The organism is Burkholderia sp. MS455 (assembly GCF_016899445.1).
In the GTDB taxonomy this organism is placed as follows: domain Bacteria; phylum Pseudomonadota; class Gammaproteobacteria; order Burkholderiales; family Burkholderiaceae; genus Burkholderia; species Burkholderia pyrrocinia_C.
Genome location: NZ_CP041779.1, coordinates 2,848,976 through 2,868,270, shown reverse-complemented (window position 1 = coordinate 2,868,270; position 19,295 = coordinate 2,848,976). Strand labels below are relative to the sequence as shown.

The 19,295-nt window shown below is 68.1% G+C and carries 20 protein-coding genes; 9 read left to right on the top strand and 11 right to left on the bottom strand.

The window, feature by feature from the left end:
• Positions 1-7: 7 nt before the first annotated feature.
• The 3 genes from FPJ27_RS32340 to pdxH form a co-directional block, all read right to left on the bottom strand.
• Entirely contained in the window at positions 8-1,306 is a 1,299-nt protein-coding gene (locus tag FPJ27_RS32340; protein ID WP_204424305.1) for a DUF72 domain-containing protein, read from the bottom strand.
• Positions 1,307-1,329: 23 nt separating this feature from the next.
• A complete protein-coding gene (locus FPJ27_RS32335; protein WP_111016239.1) occupies positions 1,330-2,550 on the bottom strand; it encodes a cyclopropane-fatty-acyl-phospholipid synthase family protein in 1,221 nt (406 codons plus the stop codon).
• A 120-nt stretch (positions 2,551-2,670) separates the two neighbouring features.
• Complete coding sequence (gene pdxH / locus FPJ27_RS32330; protein WP_072442845.1) at positions 2,671-3,315, bottom strand: pyridoxamine 5'-phosphate oxidase; 645 nt, start codon at positions 3,313-3,315, stop codon at positions 2,671-2,673.
• Between the two features lie 128 nt (positions 3,316-3,443).
• Between pdxH and tcdA the strand changes: the two genes are divergently transcribed.
• Positions 3,444-4,301, top strand: a complete 858-nt coding sequence (gene tcdA / locus FPJ27_RS32325; RefSeq protein ID WP_204424304.1) for a tRNA cyclic N6-threonylcarbamoyladenosine(37) synthase TcdA — start codon at positions 3,444-3,446, stop codon at positions 4,299-4,301.
• A 98-nt stretch (positions 4,302-4,399) separates the two neighbouring features.
• Here tcdA and trxA read toward each other — a convergent pair whose 3' ends face one another.
• Both trxA and FPJ27_RS32315 read right to left on the bottom strand, forming a co-directional pair.
• Complete coding sequence (gene trxA, locus FPJ27_RS32320) at positions 4,400-5,248, bottom strand: thioredoxin (RefSeq protein ID WP_204424303.1); 849 nt, start codon at positions 5,246-5,248, stop codon at positions 4,400-4,402.
• Between the two features lie 52 nt (positions 5,249-5,300).
• Entirely contained in the window at positions 5,301-6,182 is an 882-nt protein-coding gene (locus FPJ27_RS32315) for a pirin family protein (protein WP_204424302.1), read from the bottom strand.
• A 153-nt stretch (positions 6,183-6,335) separates the two neighbouring features.
• Here FPJ27_RS32315 and FPJ27_RS32310 point away from each other — a divergent pair, with 153 nt between their 5' ends.
• On the top strand, positions 6,336-7,214 hold the full coding sequence (locus FPJ27_RS32310; protein ID WP_177318416.1) for an EamA family transporter: 879 nt from the start codon (positions 6,336-6,338) through the stop codon (positions 7,212-7,214).
• A gap of 54 nt (positions 7,215-7,268) precedes the next feature.
• Here the strand turns inward: FPJ27_RS32310 and FPJ27_RS32305 are convergent, their stop codons facing one another.
• Both FPJ27_RS32305 and tsaE read right to left on the bottom strand, forming a co-directional pair.
• A complete protein-coding gene (locus FPJ27_RS32305) occupies positions 7,269-8,795 on the bottom strand; it encodes an N-acetylmuramoyl-L-alanine amidase (RefSeq protein WP_072442851.1) in 1,527 nt (508 codons plus the stop codon).
• Complete coding sequence (gene tsaE, locus FPJ27_RS32300; RefSeq protein ID WP_204424300.1) at positions 8,777-9,328, bottom strand: tRNA (adenosine(37)-N6)-threonylcarbamoyltransferase complex ATPase subunit type 1 TsaE; 552 nt, start codon at positions 9,326-9,328, stop codon at positions 8,777-8,779. Before tsaE ends, FPJ27_RS32305 begins: the two co-directional genes overlap by 19 nt.
• A 17-nt stretch (positions 9,329-9,345) precedes the next feature.
• Between tsaE and queG the strand changes: the two genes are divergently transcribed.
• From queG to xerD, 3 genes are all read left to right on the top strand, one after another.
• Positions 9,346-10,581 carry a tRNA epoxyqueuosine(34) reductase QueG gene (queG, locus tag FPJ27_RS32295; protein WP_204424298.1) on the top strand — a complete coding sequence of 412 codons (1,236 nt, stop codon included), beginning with the start codon at positions 9,346-9,348 and terminating at the stop codon, positions 10,579-10,581.
• A 64-nt stretch (positions 10,582-10,645) separates the two neighbouring features.
• Complete coding sequence (locus FPJ27_RS32290; protein WP_072442857.1) at positions 10,646-11,116, top strand: methylated-DNA--[protein]-cysteine S-methyltransferase; 471 nt, start codon at positions 10,646-10,648, stop codon at positions 11,114-11,116.
• Positions 11,113-12,063: a site-specific tyrosine recombinase XerD gene (xerD, locus tag FPJ27_RS32285; RefSeq protein WP_034178857.1), complete on the top strand. Its 951-nt coding sequence runs from the start codon at positions 11,113-11,115 to the stop codon at positions 12,061-12,063. Before FPJ27_RS32290 ends, xerD begins: the two co-directional genes overlap by 4 nt.
• A 58-nt stretch (positions 12,064-12,121) precedes the next feature.
• Here the strand turns inward: xerD and FPJ27_RS32280 are convergent, their stop codons facing one another.
• The gene (locus FPJ27_RS32280; protein ID WP_204424296.1) at positions 12,122-13,684 is read right to left on the bottom strand and encodes an AMP-binding protein; all 1,563 of its coding nucleotides are present in this window, start codon (positions 13,682-13,684) and stop codon (positions 12,122-12,124) included.
• A 238-nt stretch (positions 13,685-13,922) separates the two neighbouring features.
• On the opposite strand from FPJ27_RS32280, the gene ybaK reads away from it, so the two are divergent.
• Both ybaK and plsY read left to right on the top strand, forming a co-directional pair.
• Positions 13,923-14,414, top strand: coding sequence for a Cys-tRNA(Pro) deacylase (ybaK, locus tag FPJ27_RS32275; protein ID WP_204424294.1), 492 nt, complete (start codon positions 13,923-13,925; stop codon positions 14,412-14,414).
• Between the two features lie 108 nt (positions 14,415-14,522).
• A complete protein-coding gene (gene plsY, locus FPJ27_RS32270; RefSeq protein ID WP_204424292.1) occupies positions 14,523-15,161 on the top strand; it encodes a glycerol-3-phosphate 1-O-acyltransferase PlsY in 639 nt (212 codons plus the stop codon).
• A 77-nt stretch (positions 15,162-15,238) separates the two neighbouring features.
• Here plsY and FPJ27_RS32265 read toward each other — a convergent pair whose 3' ends face one another.
• Complete coding sequence (locus tag FPJ27_RS32265; protein ID WP_011885818.1) at positions 15,239-15,724, bottom strand: YajQ family cyclic di-GMP-binding protein; 486 nt, start codon at positions 15,722-15,724, stop codon at positions 15,239-15,241.
• Between the two features lie 137 nt (positions 15,725-15,861).
• Between FPJ27_RS32265 and murB the strand changes: the two genes are divergently transcribed.
• Positions 15,862-16,911 (top strand): UDP-N-acetylmuramate dehydrogenase, encoded by a 1,050-nt coding sequence (murB, locus tag FPJ27_RS32260; protein WP_204424290.1) that lies wholly within the window; start codon positions 15,862-15,864, stop codon positions 16,909-16,911.
• Positions 16,912-17,003: 92 nt separating this feature from the next.
• Here murB and argF read toward each other — a convergent pair whose 3' ends face one another.
• Positions 17,004-17,933 carry an ornithine carbamoyltransferase gene (gene argF, locus FPJ27_RS32255; protein WP_034178853.1) on the bottom strand — a complete coding sequence of 310 codons (930 nt, stop codon included), beginning with the start codon at positions 17,931-17,933 and terminating at the stop codon, positions 17,004-17,006.
• A gap of 412 nt (positions 17,934-18,345) precedes the next feature.
• Here argF and FPJ27_RS32250 point away from each other — a divergent pair, with 412 nt between their 5' ends.
• Positions 18,346-18,666 (top strand): DUF3579 domain-containing protein, encoded by a 321-nt coding sequence (locus tag FPJ27_RS32250; RefSeq protein ID WP_072442869.1) that lies wholly within the window; start codon positions 18,346-18,348, stop codon positions 18,664-18,666.
• 178 nt (positions 18,667-18,844) lie between these two features.
• Here the strand turns inward: FPJ27_RS32250 and rpsT are convergent, their stop codons facing one another.
• Positions 18,845-19,117, bottom strand: coding sequence for a 30S ribosomal protein S20 (gene rpsT / locus FPJ27_RS32245; RefSeq protein WP_006482211.1), 273 nt, complete (start codon positions 19,115-19,117; stop codon positions 18,845-18,847).
• Positions 19,118-19,295 lie beyond the last annotated feature (178 nt).

The window sequence follows — 19,295 nt, the reverse complement described above, 5'->3', positions numbered from 1 at the left end:
ACCGGCGTCAAGCCGCCTCGCCGCGCCACTGCGCGCACGCGGCGGCGATCTCGCGCGCGAGCGCGATGCACGACAGCGGCGCGGAGCCTTCCGCCTTGTTGTTGATCGTGATGATCACCGGCTGACCGGCCAGCGCGTAGCGCGCGGCCAGTTCGGCGAGCGCCGAGCGCGTAGCCGGATCCTCGTCGACGAGCTTGTCGAACGGCTCGTACTTCGCTTTCGCCTGTTCGTACTTGAAGCCGCCGTGCAGGCTCCAGCGCACGATCAGCGGGCCCGGCGCGTCGCCGTCGAGCAGCGCGAGCGCGGCGGCCTGGCGCAGCGGGTCGGGCATCCGCGCGTGCAGGCCGACGCAGTAGCGCACGCCGAGCGCGGCGAGCGCGCGGATGAAGCGCGGCGTGAGCAGGCTCGCGTCGCGAATCTCGATTGCGTAGCGCGGGCCGTCGGCTTCCGGCGGCAGCGGCGGCAGCGCCGTGAAGAACGCGGCGAGCCGATCGATCAGCGCGGCCGGTTCGGCGAGCAGATGATCGGGCAACGGCGAGAACTGGAACACGAGTACGCCGGCTTTCCGGCCGAGCCCTTCGAGGCACGGCTGCACGAATTCCCGGGTGGCGAGCTGCGCGTCGAGGAAGGTCGGGTTCGGTCCCGACGGCTCGCCGCGCCGGCCGCGCACGACCGCGTCGGTCACGGCGGCCGGCGCCTTCACGACGAAGCGGAAATCGTCGGGCACCTGCTGCGCGTAGCGCAGGTAGTCGGCCACCGACAGCGGGCCGTAGAACGACCGGTCGAGGCTCACGCTCTTCAATAGCGGATGCGCGCCGTACGCTTCGAGCCCTTCGCGCGACAGCTTCGTCTGCGCGAAATCGCCGTCGTAGACGATGCCGTTCCAGCCGGGGAAATACCACGACGACGTGCCGAGCCGGACATTCGGCGGCAGGCCGGCTGCTGCGTCGGCGACGTCCGCCGCGATCGGCGCGGGCGGCACGCCGCGCCGGCGCTGGCTTTTCTTCGGCGGCGCGGCCGGCGGCGACGGGTCGTCCCACAGCAGGCCGGGGGCGGGCGGCGTTGGTTCGTCGGAAGGGCGGGAGGCTGCGCGGGCGGGCGGCGCCTGCCGCGCATCGTCATGCGGGTTCGAAGTCACGCGTTCATCGGCGTTTGCAGGGGGCGTGTCGTCCGCGGGCGACGACGCGCGTGCAGCGTCCGCCGGCACGCCGAACAGGTCGAATTGTCCGTCGGCGTGCGACTCGTCCGTGTCGTCGCGCTGCTGTCGTTCCGGCGGCGCCTTGCGCCGCGTCCTGCCGTCACCCATGCATGCCCAGCGTGAAGCGCCGCCTAGCGCGGCAGCGCGTGTTCGTACATATAGCGCCGCGACCACGGCAGCGTTTTCGCGCTGCGTCCGGCCTTGCGGCACACGATCTGGAAGATCGACACGTCGTCGTGTTCGAACGCATACGCGCAGCCGGCGAGATACACGCGCCAGATGCGGAATTTTTCGTCGTCGACGAGTTTTCGCGCTTCCTCCGCCTTCGCCTCGAAGTTTTCCGTCCAGATGTCGAGCGTGCGCGCATAGTGCCGCCGCAGGCTTTCGACGTCAACCGCTTCCAGCCCGCCACGCTGCGCCGCTTCGAGCGCGAGGCTGATGTGCGGCAGCTCGCCGTCCGGGAACACGTAGCGGTCGATGAACTCGCCGCCGCCGAGTGCCGTTTCGCCGCTTTCCGCGTCGGTCGACGTGATGCCGTGGTTCATCGCGATGCCGTCGTCGGCGAGTAGTTCGCGCACCCGCGAGAAGTACAGCGGCAGGTTCTTGCGGCCGACGTGCTCGAACATCCCGACGCTCGTGATGCGGTCGAACTGGCCGTCGATCTCGCGGTAGTCCTGCAGGCGGATCTCGATCTTGTCCTCGAGCCCGGCGGCCTTCACGCGCGCGGTCGCGAGGTCGAACTGGTTCTGCGACAGCGTCACGCCGAGACACGTCGCGCCGAACTTCTGCGCGGCGCGCAGCACGAGCGCGCCCCAGCCGCAGCCGATGTCGAGCAGGCGCTGGCCCGGCTGCAACTGGATTTTCGTGAGGATGTGGTCGATCTTCTTGATCTGCGCGGTGGCGAGATCCTCGTCGCCGTTCTCGAAGTACGCGCACGAGTACACCATGTTCTCGTCGAGCCACAGCTTGTAGAACTCGTTCGAGACGTCGTAGTGGTACTGGATCGCCTTCTTGTCGGTGTTCTTCGTGTGGTTGAAGTAGCGCTTCACGCGCGCGAGCTTGCTCGCGCTCGTCACCGTGCTGCGCGCGAGCGAGTAGCCGATGTTGATGATGTCCGACAGCTTGCCCTCGATGTCGATCTTGCCCTTCACGTACGCCTCGCCGAGATTGTCGAGGCTCGGTTCGAGCAAGAGCGGCAACGCCGACGCGCTGTTCACCTTCAGCGTGACCTGCGGCGCGCTGAAGGTGCCGAAATCGAGTTGTTCGCCGTTCCACAGCACGAGGCGCGCCGGTATGTTCGCTTTCGCCCGTACTTCATCCGCCCACTGTGCCAGCTTCTTTTCCCAGAACATTTGGATTCTCCGTTTGTTCGTTGAATCGAATACAGCCAAGTATCTTGACGGCGCCCGCCGCTTGCGGCGCGGGCGCCCGGATGCAACACGAGACACGACCGGCGTGTGCCGGCGCCGCGCTTACGGCGACAGGCGCGAAATCGTCCAGCCCGGCGACGTGTCGGCGTCGCGCGTATAGAGCAGACGGTCGTGCAGCCGCGACGGGCGCCCCTGCCAGAACTCGATCGCGTCGGGCACGAGGCGGTAGCCGCCCCAGTGCGGCGGGCGCGGCGGGGTGTCGCCGTAGCGTTCGCTGACGGCCTTTTCGCGCGCTTCGAGCGTCGCGCGGCTGTCGATCACCGCGCTCTGATCGGACGCCCATGCGCCGATGCGCGAGCCGAGCGGGCGCGACGCGAAATAGCGGTCGCTTTCTTCGGCGCTGGTTTTCTCGATCCGGCCTTCGATGCGCACCTGGCGCTCGAGCTCGATCCAGTAGAACAGCAGCGCCGCTTGCGGATGCGCGGCGAGATCGTGCCCCTTGCGGCTTTCGTAATTGGTAAAGAAGACGAACCCGCGTTCGTCGACGCCCTTGATGAGCACGATCCGGGCAGACGGCCGGCCGTCGGCGCCGACGGTCGCGAGCGTCATCGTGTTCGGCTCGGGCAGTTTGGCGGCGAGCGCCTCCTTGAACCAGCGGTCGAACTGGACGAAGGGGTCGGGGGCGGCATCGGCTTCGTCGAGCGAAGCACGCGAATAGTTGATGCGGAGATCGGCGAGAGTCGTCATGTTATGCAAACGCTTCAATCTGGGGCCAGTATAGCGAACGCGCAAGAATCGTGCGTGCACAGTGGCGTGTGCGAGCGGGGAGTTCAGGCAAAATAGAGGGCTGCTCGACTTACGTTTTCCTTGCTGCCATGTCCGCTGCCGACACTGCCCCGCCCAGTTCTTCTGATCTTACCCCGACCCCGGCAATCCAGCTTGACGTGGATCGCGAACGGCGTTTCGGCGGCGTCGCGCGGCTGTATGGCGCGCCGGCGGCCGCCGCTTTCGAGCGTGCGCATGTCGCGGTGATCGGGATCGGCGGCGTCGGGTCGTGGACGGCCGAGGCGCTCGCGCGCAGCGCGATCGGTACATTGACGCTGATCGATCTCGACAACGTCGCGGAAAGCAATACGAACCGGCAGATCCATGCGCTCGACGGCAATTACGGCAAGCCGAAGGTCGACGCGATGGCCGAGCGGATCGCGCTGATCGATCCCGCGTGCCGCGTGAACCGGATCGAGGATTTCGCGGAGCCCGACAACTTCGACGCGCTGCTCGGCGGCGGTTTCGACTACGTGATCGACGCGATCGACAGCGTGCGCACGAAGGTCGCGCTGATCGCATGGTGCGTCGCGAAGCGGCAGCCGCTCGTCACGGTCGGCGGCGCAGGCGGGCAACTCGACCCGACGCGCATCCGGATCGACGATCTCGCGCTGACGATCCAGGATCCATTGCTGTCGAAGGTGCGCGCGCAGTTGCGCAAGCAGCACGGCTTTCCGCGCGGGCCGAAGGCGCGTTTCAAGATCAGCGCCGTGTATTCGGACGAGCCGCTGATCTACCCGGAAGCGGCCGCATGCGACATCGAGGACGGTGCCGAGCCGTCCACGGTCGCGCACGTCGCGGGGCTCAACTGTGCGGGATTCGGTTCGAGCGTATGCGTGACCGCGAGCTTCGGCTTCGCGGCCGCCGCGCATGCGCTGCGCGCGATCGCGGCGCAGGCCGCGGGCTAATCGGCGACGCGCGGGCGTTGCTTCATGCTGCGGCGCGGGACACGCGCTGCCAGCGATACGGCGACCGGCCGGGCCGTTGCGGCCCTGCCGGTCGTTCGTCAGTTGAGCGCCATGCTCAGCTTGCGCCGCCATCCGGCGACGATATCGGGGCGGTCGCCCGCCAGCTCGAACACCGAAATCATCGTCTTGCGGCCGAGATCGTCGCCATACGCGCGATCGCGCAGCACGATTTCCAGCAACTGCTCCAGCGCGCCTTCATACTCGCGCCGCGCGATCAGGCTCTGCGCGAGGTCGAAGCGCGCGTCGAGATCGCCCGGGTTCGCTGCGATACGGGCTTCGAGCGCGTCGGTCGGCGGCAGGTCGGCCGTTGCGTCGAGCGCGTCGAAACGGGTCTTGATCGCCTGGTAGCGTGGATCGCCGCCTTCCACGATCTGCGGTGACAGGCGCTCGGCCTCGGCGCGTGCGACTTCGACCTGGTTGTTCGCGAGCAGCAGTTCGATCAGGTCGAGGCGTGCGTCGTCGAAACCGGGGTTCAGCGCGAGCGCCGCTTCGAGGTGCGTGAGCGCGTCGTCGTAGCGCGATTCGGCCATTGCGTACTGCGCGGCGCGGCGTTCGGCTTCCTCGGGCGCCGGCAGCAGCCGGTCGAGGAACGCGCGCAATTGCCCTTCGGGCAGCACGCCGACGAACTGGTCGACCGGGCGCCCGTCCGCGAACGCGATCACGTGCGGGATGCTGCGCGTCTGGAAGTGCGCGGCGAGTTCCTGGTTCTCGTCGACGTTGACCTTCACGAGCTTCCAGCGGCCTTCGTAATCGGCTTCGAGTTTTTCGAGCAGCGGGCCGAGCGTCTTGCAGGGGCCGCACCACGGCGCCCAGAAGTCGACCAGCACGGGCGTGTCCAGCGACGCCTCGATGACGTCTTTCTCGAATGTGGCAAGCGTGGTGTCCATGTCGTTCTCTTCCGTTCGAATATCGTCAGGATGGGGGCGGCGCGCCCGTTTTTCAACGCGGCTTCGACTCGGGCAGTGGAATCCATTCGGTCTCGCCCGGCACCTTGCCCATTTCCTGGCGCGTCCAGGCTTCCTTCGCGCGCGCGATCGCGTCGCGGCTGCTGGCGACGAAATTCCATTCGATGAAGCGCTCGCCGTCGATCTTGTCACCGCCGAGCAGCATCGCGCGCGCGCCGCGGGCGCTCGTCAGCGTGACCGCCGCGCCCGGCGCGAGCACGGCCATCTGCTCGGCCGGAACCGGCGTGCCGTCGATCGCGAGATCGCCGTCGACCACGTAGACCGCGCGCTCCTCGTGCGACGCGTCGAGTTCGATGCGGCCGCCGGCCGCGAATTCGGCCGCGACGTACAGCGTGCGCGAGAACGTCGTGACCGGCGAGCGCAGCCCGAACGCATCGCCGGCGATCACCGTCAGCGACACGCCGTCTTCGTCGCGCTTCGGCAGCGTGTCGGCCGCATGGTGCTCGAACGACGGCTCGGTGGTTTCGTGCGCGCGCGGCAGCGCCACCCAGGTCTGGATTCCGTGCACGGTGTGGCCGTTTGCGCGCTGCGCATCGGGCGTGCGCTCGGAGTGGACGATCCCGCGGCCGGCCGTCATCCAGTTCACGTCGCCCGGCACGATTTCCTGCCGCGAGCCGAGGCTGTCGCGGTGCAGGATCGCGCCGTCGAACAGGTAGGTGACGGTCGCGAGCCCGATATGCGGATGCGGGCGCACGTCGAGCCCGGTGCCGGCCGGCAGCGTGGCGGGCCCCATGTGATCGAAGAAGATGAACGGGCCGACGAGGCGCGCGGCGAGCGCGGGCAGCGTGCGGCGCACCTGCAGGTTGCCGATGTCGCGCACGTGCGGCTTCAGCAGGGCTTTGATCGAGTCGGTCATGGCGGGTCCGGTGATGCAATGGGGATGCAGGTCATTGTAATAGCCGCCCGCCGACGATTCCATGCGCGCCGCGCGGGTATCGGGCCGGGCGGCGAAACCCGGTAGACTGACGCGCTTCGGAACAACGATTCGACAATCGAGGAGACGCCGATGATGGCCCCGAAGGACTTGCTGCTCGCGCTGGTCGTGATCCTGGCGTGGGGCGTTAACTTCGTCGTGATCAAGGTCGGCCTGCACGGGATGCCGCCGATGCTGCTCGGCGCGCTGCGCTTTACGCTCGCGGCCGTGCCCGCGGTGTTCTTCGTGCGCCGGCCGCAGATTCCGTGGCGCCTGCTGGTGCTGTACGGCGCGACGATCCAGCTCGGCCAGTTCGTGTTCCTGTTCACCGGCATGTACGTCGGCATGCCGGCCGGCCTCGCGTCGCTCGTGCTGCAGTCGCAGGCGTTTTTCACGCTGGTGTTCGCGATGCTGTTCCTCGGTGAGCGGCTGCACGTGCAGAACCTGGTCGGGCTCGCGATCGCCGCGGGCGGGCTCGTCGTGATCGCGGCGCAGGGCGGCCGTGCGATGACGCTCGCGGGTTTCCTGCTGACGATCTGCTCGGCCGCGATGTGGGCGTTCGGCAACATCGTCACGAAGAAGGTCGGGAAAGCGAACCTCGTGTCGCTCGTCGTATGGGCGAGCCTCGTGCCGCCCGTGCCGTTCTTCCTGCTGTCGCTGTGGTTCGAAGGGCCGCAGCGGATCGCGACCGCGCTCGCCGGGCTCGACGGCGCGTCGATCTTCGCGGTCGTCTATCTCGCGTTCGTCGCGACGCTGCTCGGCTACGGGCTGTGGAGCCGCCTGCTGTCGCGCTACCCGGCCGCGCAGGTCGCGCAATTTTCGCTGCTGGTGCCGATCGTCGGGCTCGCGTCGTCGGCGCTGCTGCTCGACGAGCACCTGACGCGCGCGCAACTGCTCGGTGCGGCGCTCGTGATGGGCGGGCTCGCGGTGAACGTGTTCGGCGGGAAACTGATGCGCCGCTTCGCGGCGTCGTGACGCGCCGGCACGCGCTGCGTGCCGGCGGCGGGGCGGGGTGGCCGGGTACGGCCGTCAGGCCATCCGGTTCTTCGCGAGCGGCGGATTCGCGGCGAAATAACGCTTGATGCCGCGGAAGATCGCGTCGGCCATCTCGTCGCGATAGCTGTCGTCGTTGAGCCTGCGCTCTTCGTCCGGGTTGCTGATGAACGCGGTCTCGACGAGGATCGACGGAATGTCGGGCGCCTTCAGCACCGCGAACCCGGCCTGTTCGACCGAGCCCTTGTGCAGCTTGTTGATGCCGCCGACTTCCTTCAGCACGTAGTTGCCGTAGCGCATCGAATCGCGGATCTGCGCGGTCGTCGACATATCGAACAGCGCGCGGCTCACGGCCGCGTCCTGCGTCTTGATGTTGATGCCGCCGATCAGGTCCGACGAATTCTCCTTGTTCGCGAGCCAGCGCGCCGCGGCGCTCGACGCGCCGTGATCGGATAGCGCGAACACCGACGAGCCGCGCGCGGACGGCGTCGTGAACGCGTCCGCGTGGATCGACACGAAGAGATCGGCGCCCACGCGGCGCGCCTTCTGCACGCGCACGTTCAGCGGCACGAAGAAGTCGGCGTCGCGCGTCATCATCGCGCGCATGTTCGGCGCGCCGTCGATCTTCGCGCGCAGCTTCTTCGCGATGTCGAGCGCGATGTGCTTCTCGTACGTGCCGCCGCCGCCGATCGCGCCCGGATCCTCGCCGCCGTGGCCCGGATCGATCGCGACCGTCAGCAGGCGTACGGTGCCGCCCTTGCCGGATTTCGGTGCGGTGAACTTGTAGGTGTCGCCGTCGTCGTCGCTGTCGTCGCGGCGCGCGATGACGGGCGGCGGCTTGACGGCCGGCTTCGCGGGCGTCGCAGGCGTTCCGGCAGCGGGCGGCGTGTGCGGCGTGGCCGGCGTGTTCTGCGCGAAGCGCTGGAAGAACGCGTCGCTGTTGTCGTTGCCCGCGACGGGCGGCGTCGCCGGCCCGTTCAGCGCGCTCGGCGGCTGCATCTGCTGCGCGCGCGCCGTGTCGTTGAGCGCCTGTTCCTTGCGTTCCGTCTGCGCGATCAGGTCGGTCAGCGGATCGGGCGCGACGGCCGGATACAGGTCGAACACGAGCCGGTACTTGTAGGTGCCGACCGGCGGCAGCGTGAACACCTGCGGCTTCACCGAGCCTTTCAGGTCGAACACCATCCGCACGACGTGCGGCTGGTACTGGCCAACGCGCACCGACTGGATCTGCGGATCGTTCGGTGCGATCTTCGACACGAGGTCGCGCAGCGCCTGGTCGAGATCGAGGCCGCTCAGGTCGACGACGAGACGGTCGGGACCCTGCAGCAGTTGTTGGCTATTCTGCAGCGGCTGGTCGGATTCGATCGTGACGCGCGTGTAATCGCGCGCGGGCCACACGCGCACGCCGAGCACCGACGACGCGTGCGCGAGCCGCGGGGCGACGAGGCCGAGCACCAGCGTCGACGCGCCCGCGCGCAGGATCTGGCGGCGCCGCCAGTTATGCGTCGCGGTGGCCGCCGATTCGATCGAGCGGAACGGTTTGATCAACATCTTTCGAGACATGCCTTTCCTGAAGCGCTGTACGCCCGGACGGTGAGGGCGCGGCCGTCGCCATCCACGTCGAGCGAGAAAACCAGATCGGGCACGCCGAGCAGCACGCCCGCCTGTTGCGGCCATTCGACGAGGCAGATCGCGCTGGAATTGAAATATTCGCGAAAGCCTGCGTCGGACCATTCGGCCGGATCGTTGAATCGATACAGATCGAAGTGATAGACCTCGAGTTCCCCATCGCTGCGTTCGAGCGCGTACGGCTCGACGAGCGTATAGGTCGGGCTGCGCACGCGTCCCTGGTGGCCGAGGCCGCGCAGGATCGCGCGCACGAGGCTCGTCTTGCCCGCGCCGAGATCGCCGACCAGCTGGATCTGCAGCCCGTCGAACGCGTGCGCGCGGGCGAGATCGATGCGCGCCGCGTCGAGCGCATGCGCGAAGCGCGTGCCGAAGGCCTCGGTCGCCGCTTCGTCGGCGAGCGCGATCACGCGCTCCGCGAGCGGGGCCGGCAGCGTGGCGGCATGAGGCGTATGGGACGTGGCTGGCATTCTCGTAAAATAGTGCGATGAACCGATTACCGGAACTCGCCGCATCCGACAGGCCTTCGACTCATGCCGAAGGCGCGGCGCCGTGCGCGCTCGACGATGCGGCCTTGACTGCGCTCGCCGCGCGCATCAGGGCGTGGGGGCGCGAATTGGGTTTCGGGGCGATCGGCATCAGCGATACCGATCTCTCGGATGCCGAAGCAGGCCTCGCCGCCTGGCTGGAAGCCGGATACCACGGCGAAATGGATTATATGGCGAAACATGGGATGAAACGCGCGCGGCCGGCCGAACTTGTGGCCGGTACGCGACGCGTGATTTCCGTGCGGCTCGCCTACCTGCCGGCCGAAACGCTCGCCGCCGGCGCACCCGACGGCGAGCCCGGCGCGCTCGCGCCGCACGACTGGCGCGCACGCGAACGGGCGCGGCTCGACGATCCGCAGGCGGCCGTCGTGTCGATCTATGCGCGCGGCCGCGACTATCACAAGGTGCTGCGCAACCGGCTGCAGACGCTCGCGGAGCGCATCGAGCGCGAGATCGGCGCGTTCGGCTACCGCGTGTTCACCGATTCGGCGCCCGTGCTCGAGGTCGAGCTCGCGCAGAAGGCCGGCGTCGGCTGGCGCGGCAAGCACACGCTGCTGCTGCAGCGCGACGCGGGTTCGCTGTTCTTCCTCGGCGAGATCTACGTCGATATTCCGCTGCCGACCGACGCGCATACGTCGCCCGATACCGCGCCCGAGACGCCCGGCGCGCATTGCGGCAGTTGCACGCGCTGCATCGGCGCGTGCCCGACCGGCGCGATCGTCGAGCCGTACCGCGTCGATGCGCGCCGCTGCATCTCATACCTGACGATCGAACTGAAAGGCAGCATCCCCGAGCCGCTGCGGCCGATGATCGGCAATCGCGTGTACGGTTGCGACGACTGCCAGCTCGTGTGCCCGTGGAACAAGTTCGCGCAGGCCGCGCCCGTCGCCGATTTCGACGTGCGGCACGGCCTCGACCGCGCGACGCTCGTCGAGCTGTTCGGGTGGGACGCGGAAACGTTCGATACGCGGATGCAGGGCAGCGCGATCCGGCGCATCGGCTACGAAAGCTGGCTGCGCAATCTCGCGGTCGGGCTCGGCAATGCGCTGCGTGCGAGCGCGGACCGGCTTTCGCCGCAGGCGCGCGACGCGATCGTCGCCGCGTTGCGCGCGCGGGCCGACGATCCGTCGCCGGTCGTGCGCGAGCATGTCGAATGGGCGCTGCGCGCCGCGTGAAGGCGGCGTAAAGTGTCGTCGGCGCGCGGCGGTGCCGCGCGCATCCATCGCTCAGGAGAGGGCAATGTTCAATGCAGTCATCGACGCGCCGTTCGGCAAGGTCGGCATCCGCACGGACGCCGCGGTGGTGCGCGAGATCGTCTATCTGCCCGAATCGGTGAAGTCGGTCGATCCGGATTCGCCGCTGGCGAAGCGCGCGGTCCAGCAGATCGAACGTTATTTCGAGCGTGCGTCGGCGCGCTTCGACCTGCCGCTCGCCGAAGTCGGCAGCGCGTTCCAGCACCGCGTGTGGGACGTGATCAGCGATATCCCGCCCGGCACGGTGCTGACCTACGGCCAGGTCGCGAAGCGGATCGGCAGCGCGCCGCGCGCGGTCGGCCAGGCGTGCGGCGCGAACTACTTTCCGCTCGTGATCCCGTGCCATCGCGTCGTCGCGGCAGGCGGCCTCGGCGGCTTCGCGAACCACGACGACAACGGTTATTACCAGAAAGTGAAGCGCTGGCTGCTGGCGCACGAGGGCGTGCCGTACCGATGAGCGAACCGCTGATTTCCCCCGAAGCCGACGACGATGCCGCCGCGGCATCGCCCGCGCTGCTCGCGAGCCGCGCGTCGATCGACGTGTTCTGCGATGCGCTGTGGCTCGAGCACGGGCTCTCGCGCAACACGCTCGACGCGTACCGGCGCGATCTGGTGCTGTTTTCCCGATGGCTGGCCGCGACGCACGACGCGCCGCTCGATTCAGCCGACGAGGCGATGGTGACGGGCTATATCGCTGCGCGCAGCGACGGCAAGGCGACGTCGTCGAACCGGCGGCTGTCGGTGTTCCGTCGCTATTACGGCTGGGCCGTGCGCGAGCATCGCGCGAGCGCGGACCCGACGCTGCGGATCACGTCCGCGAAACAGGCGGCCCGGTTTCCGTCGACGCTGTCCGAGGCGCAGGTCGAGGCGCTGCTCGGTGCGCCCGACATCGACACGCCGCTCGGCCTGCGCGATCGCACGATGCTCGAGCTGATGTACGCGAGCGGGCTGCGCGTGAGCGAGCTCGTGACGCTGAAGACCGTCGAGGTCGGCCTCAACGAGGGCGTCGTGCGCGTGATGGGCAAGGGCTCGAAGGAGCGGCTCGTGCCGTTCGGCGAAGTCGCGCACGGCTGGATCGAGCGCTACCTGCGCAATGCGCGGCCGGCGCTGCTCGGCGCACGCGCGGCCGATGCGCTGTTCGTGACCGCGCGCGGCGACGGAATGACGCGCCAGCAGTTCTGGAACATCATCAAGCGCCACGCGCAGCAGGCCGACGTGCGCGCGCACCTGTCGCCGCACACGCTGCGGCATGCGTTCGCGACACACCTGCTGAACCACGGCGCCGACCTGCGCGTCGTGCAGTTGCTGCTCGGCCACAGCGACATCTCGACCACGCAGATCTATACGCACGTCGCGCGCGAGCGGCTGAGGACGCTGCACGCGCAACACCATCCGCGCGGCTAGCGCACGGGGGCGCGCGATTCCGGCACGGCGCGTTCTTCGCTGCGCGCGCCGGCAGGCGTCAGGCCAGGTCGCGCAGCTTGTGCTTCAGCACCTTGCCGGTCGATGCGGCCGGCAATGCGTCGAGCACGCGGATGTGAGCAGGGCGTTTGTAAGGCGCCAATCGCTCCGCGCACCATGCGTGCAATGCCGCTTCGTCCGCCGCCGCGCAGGGCACCAGCTCGACGAACGCGAGCACTTCCTCGTTGCCTTCGACCGCGCGGCCGATGACGGCTGCCTGCACGACGTCCGGATGCGCGTTCAGAACCTGTTCGACTTCGACCGGATACACGTTGAAGCCGGACCGGATGATCAGTTCCTTGCTGCGGCCCGCGATCGTCACCGCGCCGTCTGCGTCCTGCCGCGCGAGATCGCCGGTGCTCAGCCAGCCGTCCGGCGACACGGCCGCGCGCGTGGCGTCCGCGTTGCGGTAGTAGCCGAGCATCACGTTCGGCCCGCGCACGCGGATCTCGCCGACTTCGCCTTGCGGCACGTCGGTGCCGTCCGGCGCGACGATCCGCATGTCGACGCCCGGAATCGGCACGCCGACCGAGCTGTCGGCGCGCGGCGCGTCGAGCGGCGTCTGCGTGATCGTCGGGCTGCTTTCGGTCATCCCGTAGCCGTTGTGCAGCGGCATGCCGTACACGCCCTCGACGCGCGCCTTCAGGTTCGCATCGAGCGGCGAGCCGCCCGAATACGCGAAGCGCAGGCGCGGCGCGTGCCACGCGTGGCCGTGCGTGTGCAGGTGTTCGAGCAGCTTCGCGTGCATCGCGGGCACGCCCTGGAAGATCGTGACGCCTTCGTCGGCGAGCGCGATGCGCACGGCCTCCGGCGCGAAGCGCGGCGCGAGCCGCAGCGTCGCGCCCGCGTACAGGCTGCCGAGGCAGACCGACGCGAGCCCGTACACGTGCGACACGGGCAGCACCGTGTAGACGACGTCGTCCGGCGACACGCGGCGCAACGTGCTCGACGTCGCCGCGATGAACAGCAGGTTGCGGTGCGACAGCATCACGCCTTTCGGCGCGCCGGTCGTGCCGGTCGTGTAGATCAGCGCCGCGCATTGCGCGGCACCGTCGGCGGCCACCGGTTCGGCAGGCGCGCTCGCATCGACGCGATACGACCAGGTGCCGATGTCGACCGGCAGCGCGCCGGCGGGTGTTGCGCCAAGCCGCGCCGCGTGGGCACGTGCGTCGGGCGATGCGTCCGTCGCGAACGCGATCAGCTTCGGACGCGCGTGCGCGGCGATCGCATCGAGTTCGCCGGCGGACAGCCGCGCGTTCGACACGAGCGCCCACGCATCGACGCGGGCGACCGCGAACAGCAGCACGATCTGCGCGACGCAGTTTTCCGCGACGATCATCACGCGGTCGCCGCCCTGCACGCCGAGGCTCGCGAGCCGCGCGGCCGCCGCATCGACGGCCTGCGACAAGTCGCCGTACGACAGGCGGCGCGCGTCCTCGATCAGCGCCGGGTGCGCGGGCGCCCGCGCGGCCCAGCGCGCGGGCACGTCGGCGATGCGGCCGGGCAGCGCGGCGAGCAGCGCATCGACGTCGAGCGACTCGGATGAACGGATGGGCGAGGGCATGGCGTCTCCAGAAAAGGGGCGGGCGGCGGCGTGACGATGTTTGCGAACGATCGTGCCATGACGGCGCATGCGCCACAATCGGCCAATCGGGCAATAGCGCTTCGCGATGTTCGCAATGATGATGGGCGGAATCGCCACGGCGACGCCGCGGGCCGCCCCGCGGAAAACGGGCCGCGAGTATACCGCCGGCGCGGGCACGCCATCGCGCGCGCCGGTCGTTCGCCATTAGAATGCCGCCATGAGCAAATCCAGACACGTGTCCGAAACCCCTGCGACCCAGCTGTTGCGCCGCCACGGCGTCACGTTCGGCGAGCATCCGTACGAATACGTCGAACACGGCGGCACCGGCGAATCGGCGCGCCAGCTCGGCGTCGACGAGCACAGCGTCGTGAAGACGCTCGTGATGGAAGACGAACACGCGAAGCCGCTGATCGTGCTGATGCACGGCGACCGCACCGTGTCGACGAAGAACCTCGCGCGGCAGATCGGCGCGAAGCGCGTCGAGCCGTGCAAGCCCGAGGTCGCGAACCGCCACTCGGGTTATCTCGTCGGCGGCACGTCGCCGTTCGGCACGCGCAAGACGATGCCCGTCTACGTCGAGGCGACGATCCTCGAATTGCCGGCGATCTACCTGAACGGCGGCCGTCGCGGCTACCTCGTCAGCCTCGCGCCGGCGGTGCTCACGTCGCTGCTCGGCGCGCAGCCCGTGCAGTGCGCGAGCGTCGACTGAGGGTTTCACCTTCGTGGCAGGCTGCGCTCGTTCGGTAGAATGGGCGCCGTTTCGGCTTGCCGCGCACAGCCGTCCCTTTACCGATACGTTGAAAGAAGAGTCCTCCGCATGCAGATCCTGCTCGCCGCCCTCGTTGCCTACCTGATCGGTTCGGTGTCGTTCGCCGTCGTCGTCAGCGCCGCGATGGGCCTGGCCGACCCGCGTTCGTACGGGTCGAAGAATCCCGGCGCGACCAACGTGCTGCGCAGCGGCAACAAGAAAGCCGCGATCCTGACGCTCGTCGGCGACGCATTCAAGGGCTGGATTGCCGTCTGGCTCGCGCGGCGCTTCGGCCTGCCCGACGTCGCGGTCGCATGGGTCGCGATCGCCGTATTCATCGGCCACCTGTATCCGGTGTTCTTCCGCTTCCAGGGCGGCAAGGGCGTCGCGACCGCGGCCGGCGTGCTGCTCGCCGTACACCCGGTGCTCGGGCTCGCGACCGCGCTGACCTGGCTGATCGTCGCATTCTTCTTCCGCTATTCGTCGCTCGCGGCGCTGGTGGCGGCGGTGTTCGCGCCGGTGTTCGACGTGTTCCTGTTCGGCGCGGGCCGCAACCCGGTCGCATGGGCCGTGCTCGCGATGAGCGTGCTGCTCGTGTGGCGTCACCGCGGCAACATTTCGAAGCTGCTCGCAGGGCAGGAGAGCCGGATCGGCGACAAGAAGAAGGCGGCCGCGGACGGCGGCGCGCAGGACGGCGGGAAAGCCTGACGAAGCGGCGCTTGCCGCGCGCCGGGCGCGCCGCGTGTGCGGGGCCCGGCGTGATGACGGGACGGATCGGCCGGCGATCAGTCGCGGAAGTTGTTGAAGTCGAGCGGCGTATCGGTCACGTCCTTGCGCAGCATCGCGATCACGCTCTGCAGGTCGTCGCGCTTCGTGCCCGCCACGCGCACCGCGTCGCCCTGGATGCTCGCCTGCACCTTGATCTTGCTGTCCTTCACGAGCCGCACGATCTTCTTCGCGAGATCGCCCGTCACGCCTTTCTTCACGGTGACGATCTGCTTGACCTTGTCGCCGCCGATCTTCTCGACCTTGCCGTAGTCGAGGAAGCGCACGTCGACGTTGCGCTTGGCCAGCTTGCCGATCAGCACGTCCTTGACCTGGCCGAGCTTGAAATCGTCGTCGGCGAACAGCGTCAGCTCGCGTTCCTTCTGCTCGACGCGCGCGTCGGAGCCCTTGAAGTCGAAGCGCGTCGAAATTTCCTTGTTCGACTGCTCGATGGCGTTCTTCACTTCGATCATGTTCGCTTCGGAAACGACGTCGAACGATGGCATGGCATTCTCCCTTGAAATGCGGGCACCCGGCTCGCGCGCGGGCACTCGCTATAATTGCGGACTGTTTGCCATTTTACCGATGCCCCCCCGTTTGCCCAAGGCCGGCCATTCGCCGCCCCGGGCCGACGTGACCGCGAATGCCGATGCCTCCTGACGATTCCGCCCTGTCGCTGCTTCCCGACCATCCGCTCGCCGCGCACAACACGTTCGGCATCGCCGCGACCGCGCGCTTCGCCGCGCGCATCACGCACGCGTCGCAGTTCGAGGCGCTGCATCGCGACCCGCGCGTCGCGAACCTGCCGCAGCTTGTGCTCGGCGGCGGCAGCAATGTCGTGTTCACGCGCGATTTCGACGGCGTCGTGCTGCTCGACGAGATCGCGGGCCGCCGCGTCGTGCGCGAGGACGACGACGCGTGGTACGTCGAGGCCGGCGGCGGAGAGAACTGGCACGACTTCGTCGCGTGGACGCTCGAGCACGGGATGCCGGGCCTCGAGAACCTCGCGCTGATCCCGGGCACCGTCGGCGCCGCGCCGATCCAGAACATCGGCGCGTACGGCCTCGAGATGAAGGTGTATTTCGATTCGCTGGTCGCCGTCGAGCTATCTACGGGGCGCTGCGAGCGCTTCGACGCCGCGCGCTGCGCGTTCGGCTATCGCGACAGCTTCTTCAAGCGGGAAGGGCGCGGCCGGTTCGCGATCGTGTCGGTGACGTTCCGGCTGCCCAGGCAATGGACGCCGCGGCTCGGCTACGCGGACGTCACGCGCGAGCTCGACGCGCGCGGCATCGCGCCCGATGCGGCGACGCCGCGCGACGTGTTCGACGCGGTCGTCGCGATCCGCCGCGCGAAGCTGCCCGATCCGCTCGTTCTTGGCAACGCGGGCAGCTTCTTCAAGAATCCGGTGATCGATGCCGCGCAGTTCGATGCGCTGCACGCCCGCGTACCCGATGTCGTGTCGTATCCGCAGCCGGACGGGCAGGTCAAGCTCGCGGCCGGCTGGCTGATCGACCGCTGCGGCTGGAAGGGGCAGGCGCTGGGCGCGGCGGCCGTGCACGACCGCCAGGCGCTCGTGCTCGTCAATCGCGGCGGCGCGACGGGCGCCGACGTGCTCGCGCTGGCACGGGCGATCCAGGCCGACGTGCGCGAGCAATTCGGCGTCGAGCTCGAGGCCGAACCGGTCTGCCTGTAGCGCGGGGCCGCGCCGGTTTTCACGTACCCAAACAAAAAGCGCCGATCGTCGATCGGCGCCTTTTTCGTCTGCTGCCGGATTCCGGCGGCGCGTCAGTGCTTGAGGCGGCCGAGCAGCAGGAACTCCATCAGCGCCTTCTGCACGTGCAGGCGGTTTTCCGCCTCGTCCCACACGACGCTCTGCGGGCCGTCGATCACGCCGGCCGTCACTTCCTCGCCGCGGTGCGCGGGCAGGCAGTGCATGAACAGCGCGTCCGGGTTCGCGTGGCCCATCATTTCCTCGTCGACGCACCAGTCGGCGAACGCCTTCATCCGCGCTTCGTTCTCGGCTTCGAAACCCATGCTCGTCCATACGTCGGTCGTCACGAGATCGGCGCCCTTGCATGCTTCGTTCGGATCGTCGAACACTTCGTAGAACGGCGCGCTGTCGGGCGACACGAGCTTCATGTCGAGCGCATAGCCGGGCGGCGTCGACAGGCGCAGCTTGAAGCCGAGGATCTGCGCGGCTTCGATCCACGTGTAGAGCATGTTGTTCGCATCGCCGACCCACGCGACGGTCTTGCCGGCGATCGGGCCGCGGTGCTCGTAGTACGTGAAGATGTCGGCGAGCACCTGGCACGGGTGATATTCGTTCGTCAGGCCGTTGATCACCGGCACGCGGGAGTTCTCCGCGAAGCGCTGGATGACCTCCTGCTCGAACGTGCGGATCATGATGATGTCGACCATCCGCGAGATGACCTGCGCGGAATCCTCGACGGGCTCGCCGCGGCCGAGCTGCGTGTCGCGCGTGCTCATGAAGACGGCGTGGCCGCCGAGCTGGAAGATCCCGGCCTCGAACGACAGGCGCGTGCGCGTCGAGCTCTTCTCGAAGATCATCGCGAGCGTGCGGTCGTGCAGCGGGTGATAGGTCTCGTAGTTCTTGAACTTGCGCTTCAGGATACCCGTGCGTTCGAGCACGTACTCGTAGTCTTCCAGCGAGAAATCCTTGAACTGCAGGTAGTGACGAATGGTTTTGGCGGTCATGAAGCGAAATACGGCGGGTTTCACCCGGCAGCGAGGCCGGACGGCGCCGCCGTCGGGTGTGGATAACTCAAAGCAGCATAAAGGATTTTCTGTGCTTTGACGAGCCGCGAAGAGAAGCGGGGCACGATCGCGGTGCGCGGCCGGCGGTACGGGGAGGGGGCGTCGGGACGACGCACGATGGCGCGCTGCGGTATAATCGAAAAGTTTTCTCCAGCCCGGCAGGCAAGCCTCTTCGCGCTCTGCCGGACACAAGCTGTGCGCTGCACAAATCCGGTGCGGCACACCGGCAGCGCGCATCGGCGTCCTGTTTTCGGGATATCGGAATGCTTGTGCCGCCGTCGATTCCAGCTTTGTGTTCGCGTATCCAGGCGCCGTCGCCTGGGCATCGCCGGGCCGTCACTTGGGTAACCACATGGCTGAAACCCCTCCGACCGAATTCTTTATCCAGGGCATTACGAAAGACGGGAAAAAGTTTCGCCCGAGCGACTGGTCGGAACGTCTGGCCGGTGTGATGGCCTGCTTCGGGCCGGGGGCGAGCGGGCCGAATGCGCGTCTCAAGTATTCGCTGTACGTGCGTCCGACGATGCTCGGCGACCTGAAATGCGTGATCCTCGATTCGCGGCTGCGCGATGTCGAACCGATGGCTTTCGATTTCGTGCTGAATTTCGCGAAGGACAACAACCTCGTCGTCACCGAGGCGTGCGAGCTGCCGGACTACGGCGAGAAGAAGTGATGCGGTGATGCCGGCGGGCGAGGGCGCCTGGTGCGCCCGCCCCGACTGTCGTCGGTCGGCGCGATGCCCCGATGCCCGGATCCGATGCCTGGACGACAGGCAACAAAAAAGCCCGCCTAGGCGGGCTTTTTTGCGATCGCAGGAAACAGGAACGCCCGCGTGAGCGGGCGCACCGGATTTACGCTGCTGCCTGCAGGCCCTTGACGGCTGCGGCGAGGCGGCTCTTGCTGCGAGCGGCCTTGTTCTTGTGAACGATCTTCTTGTCGGCGATCGTGTCGATCGTCTTCACGGCAGCCTTGAACAGCTCGGCAGCCTTTGCCTGGTCGCCGGCTTCAACAGCCTTGCGAACCGACTTGATCGCGGTACGGAATTTCGAGCGCAGCGCCGAGTTGTGCGAGTTTGCCTTCGCGGCCTGGCGGGCGCGCTTGCGTGCTTGTGCGGAGTTAGCCATGACGGTTCCTTATCCTGTCCTGTTTCCAGAGCTTGGAGCCTGACGGCCAAGCGCTGCTTTTCGATCCGTCCCCTGAGAACGATTGCCCAGGGGCGCATAAAAAAACGGTGATTTTAACCGAGGCCGGAACATGGGAACGGCAGTTGCCGTACATGTACAGGCCTAGAAACGGGCGATT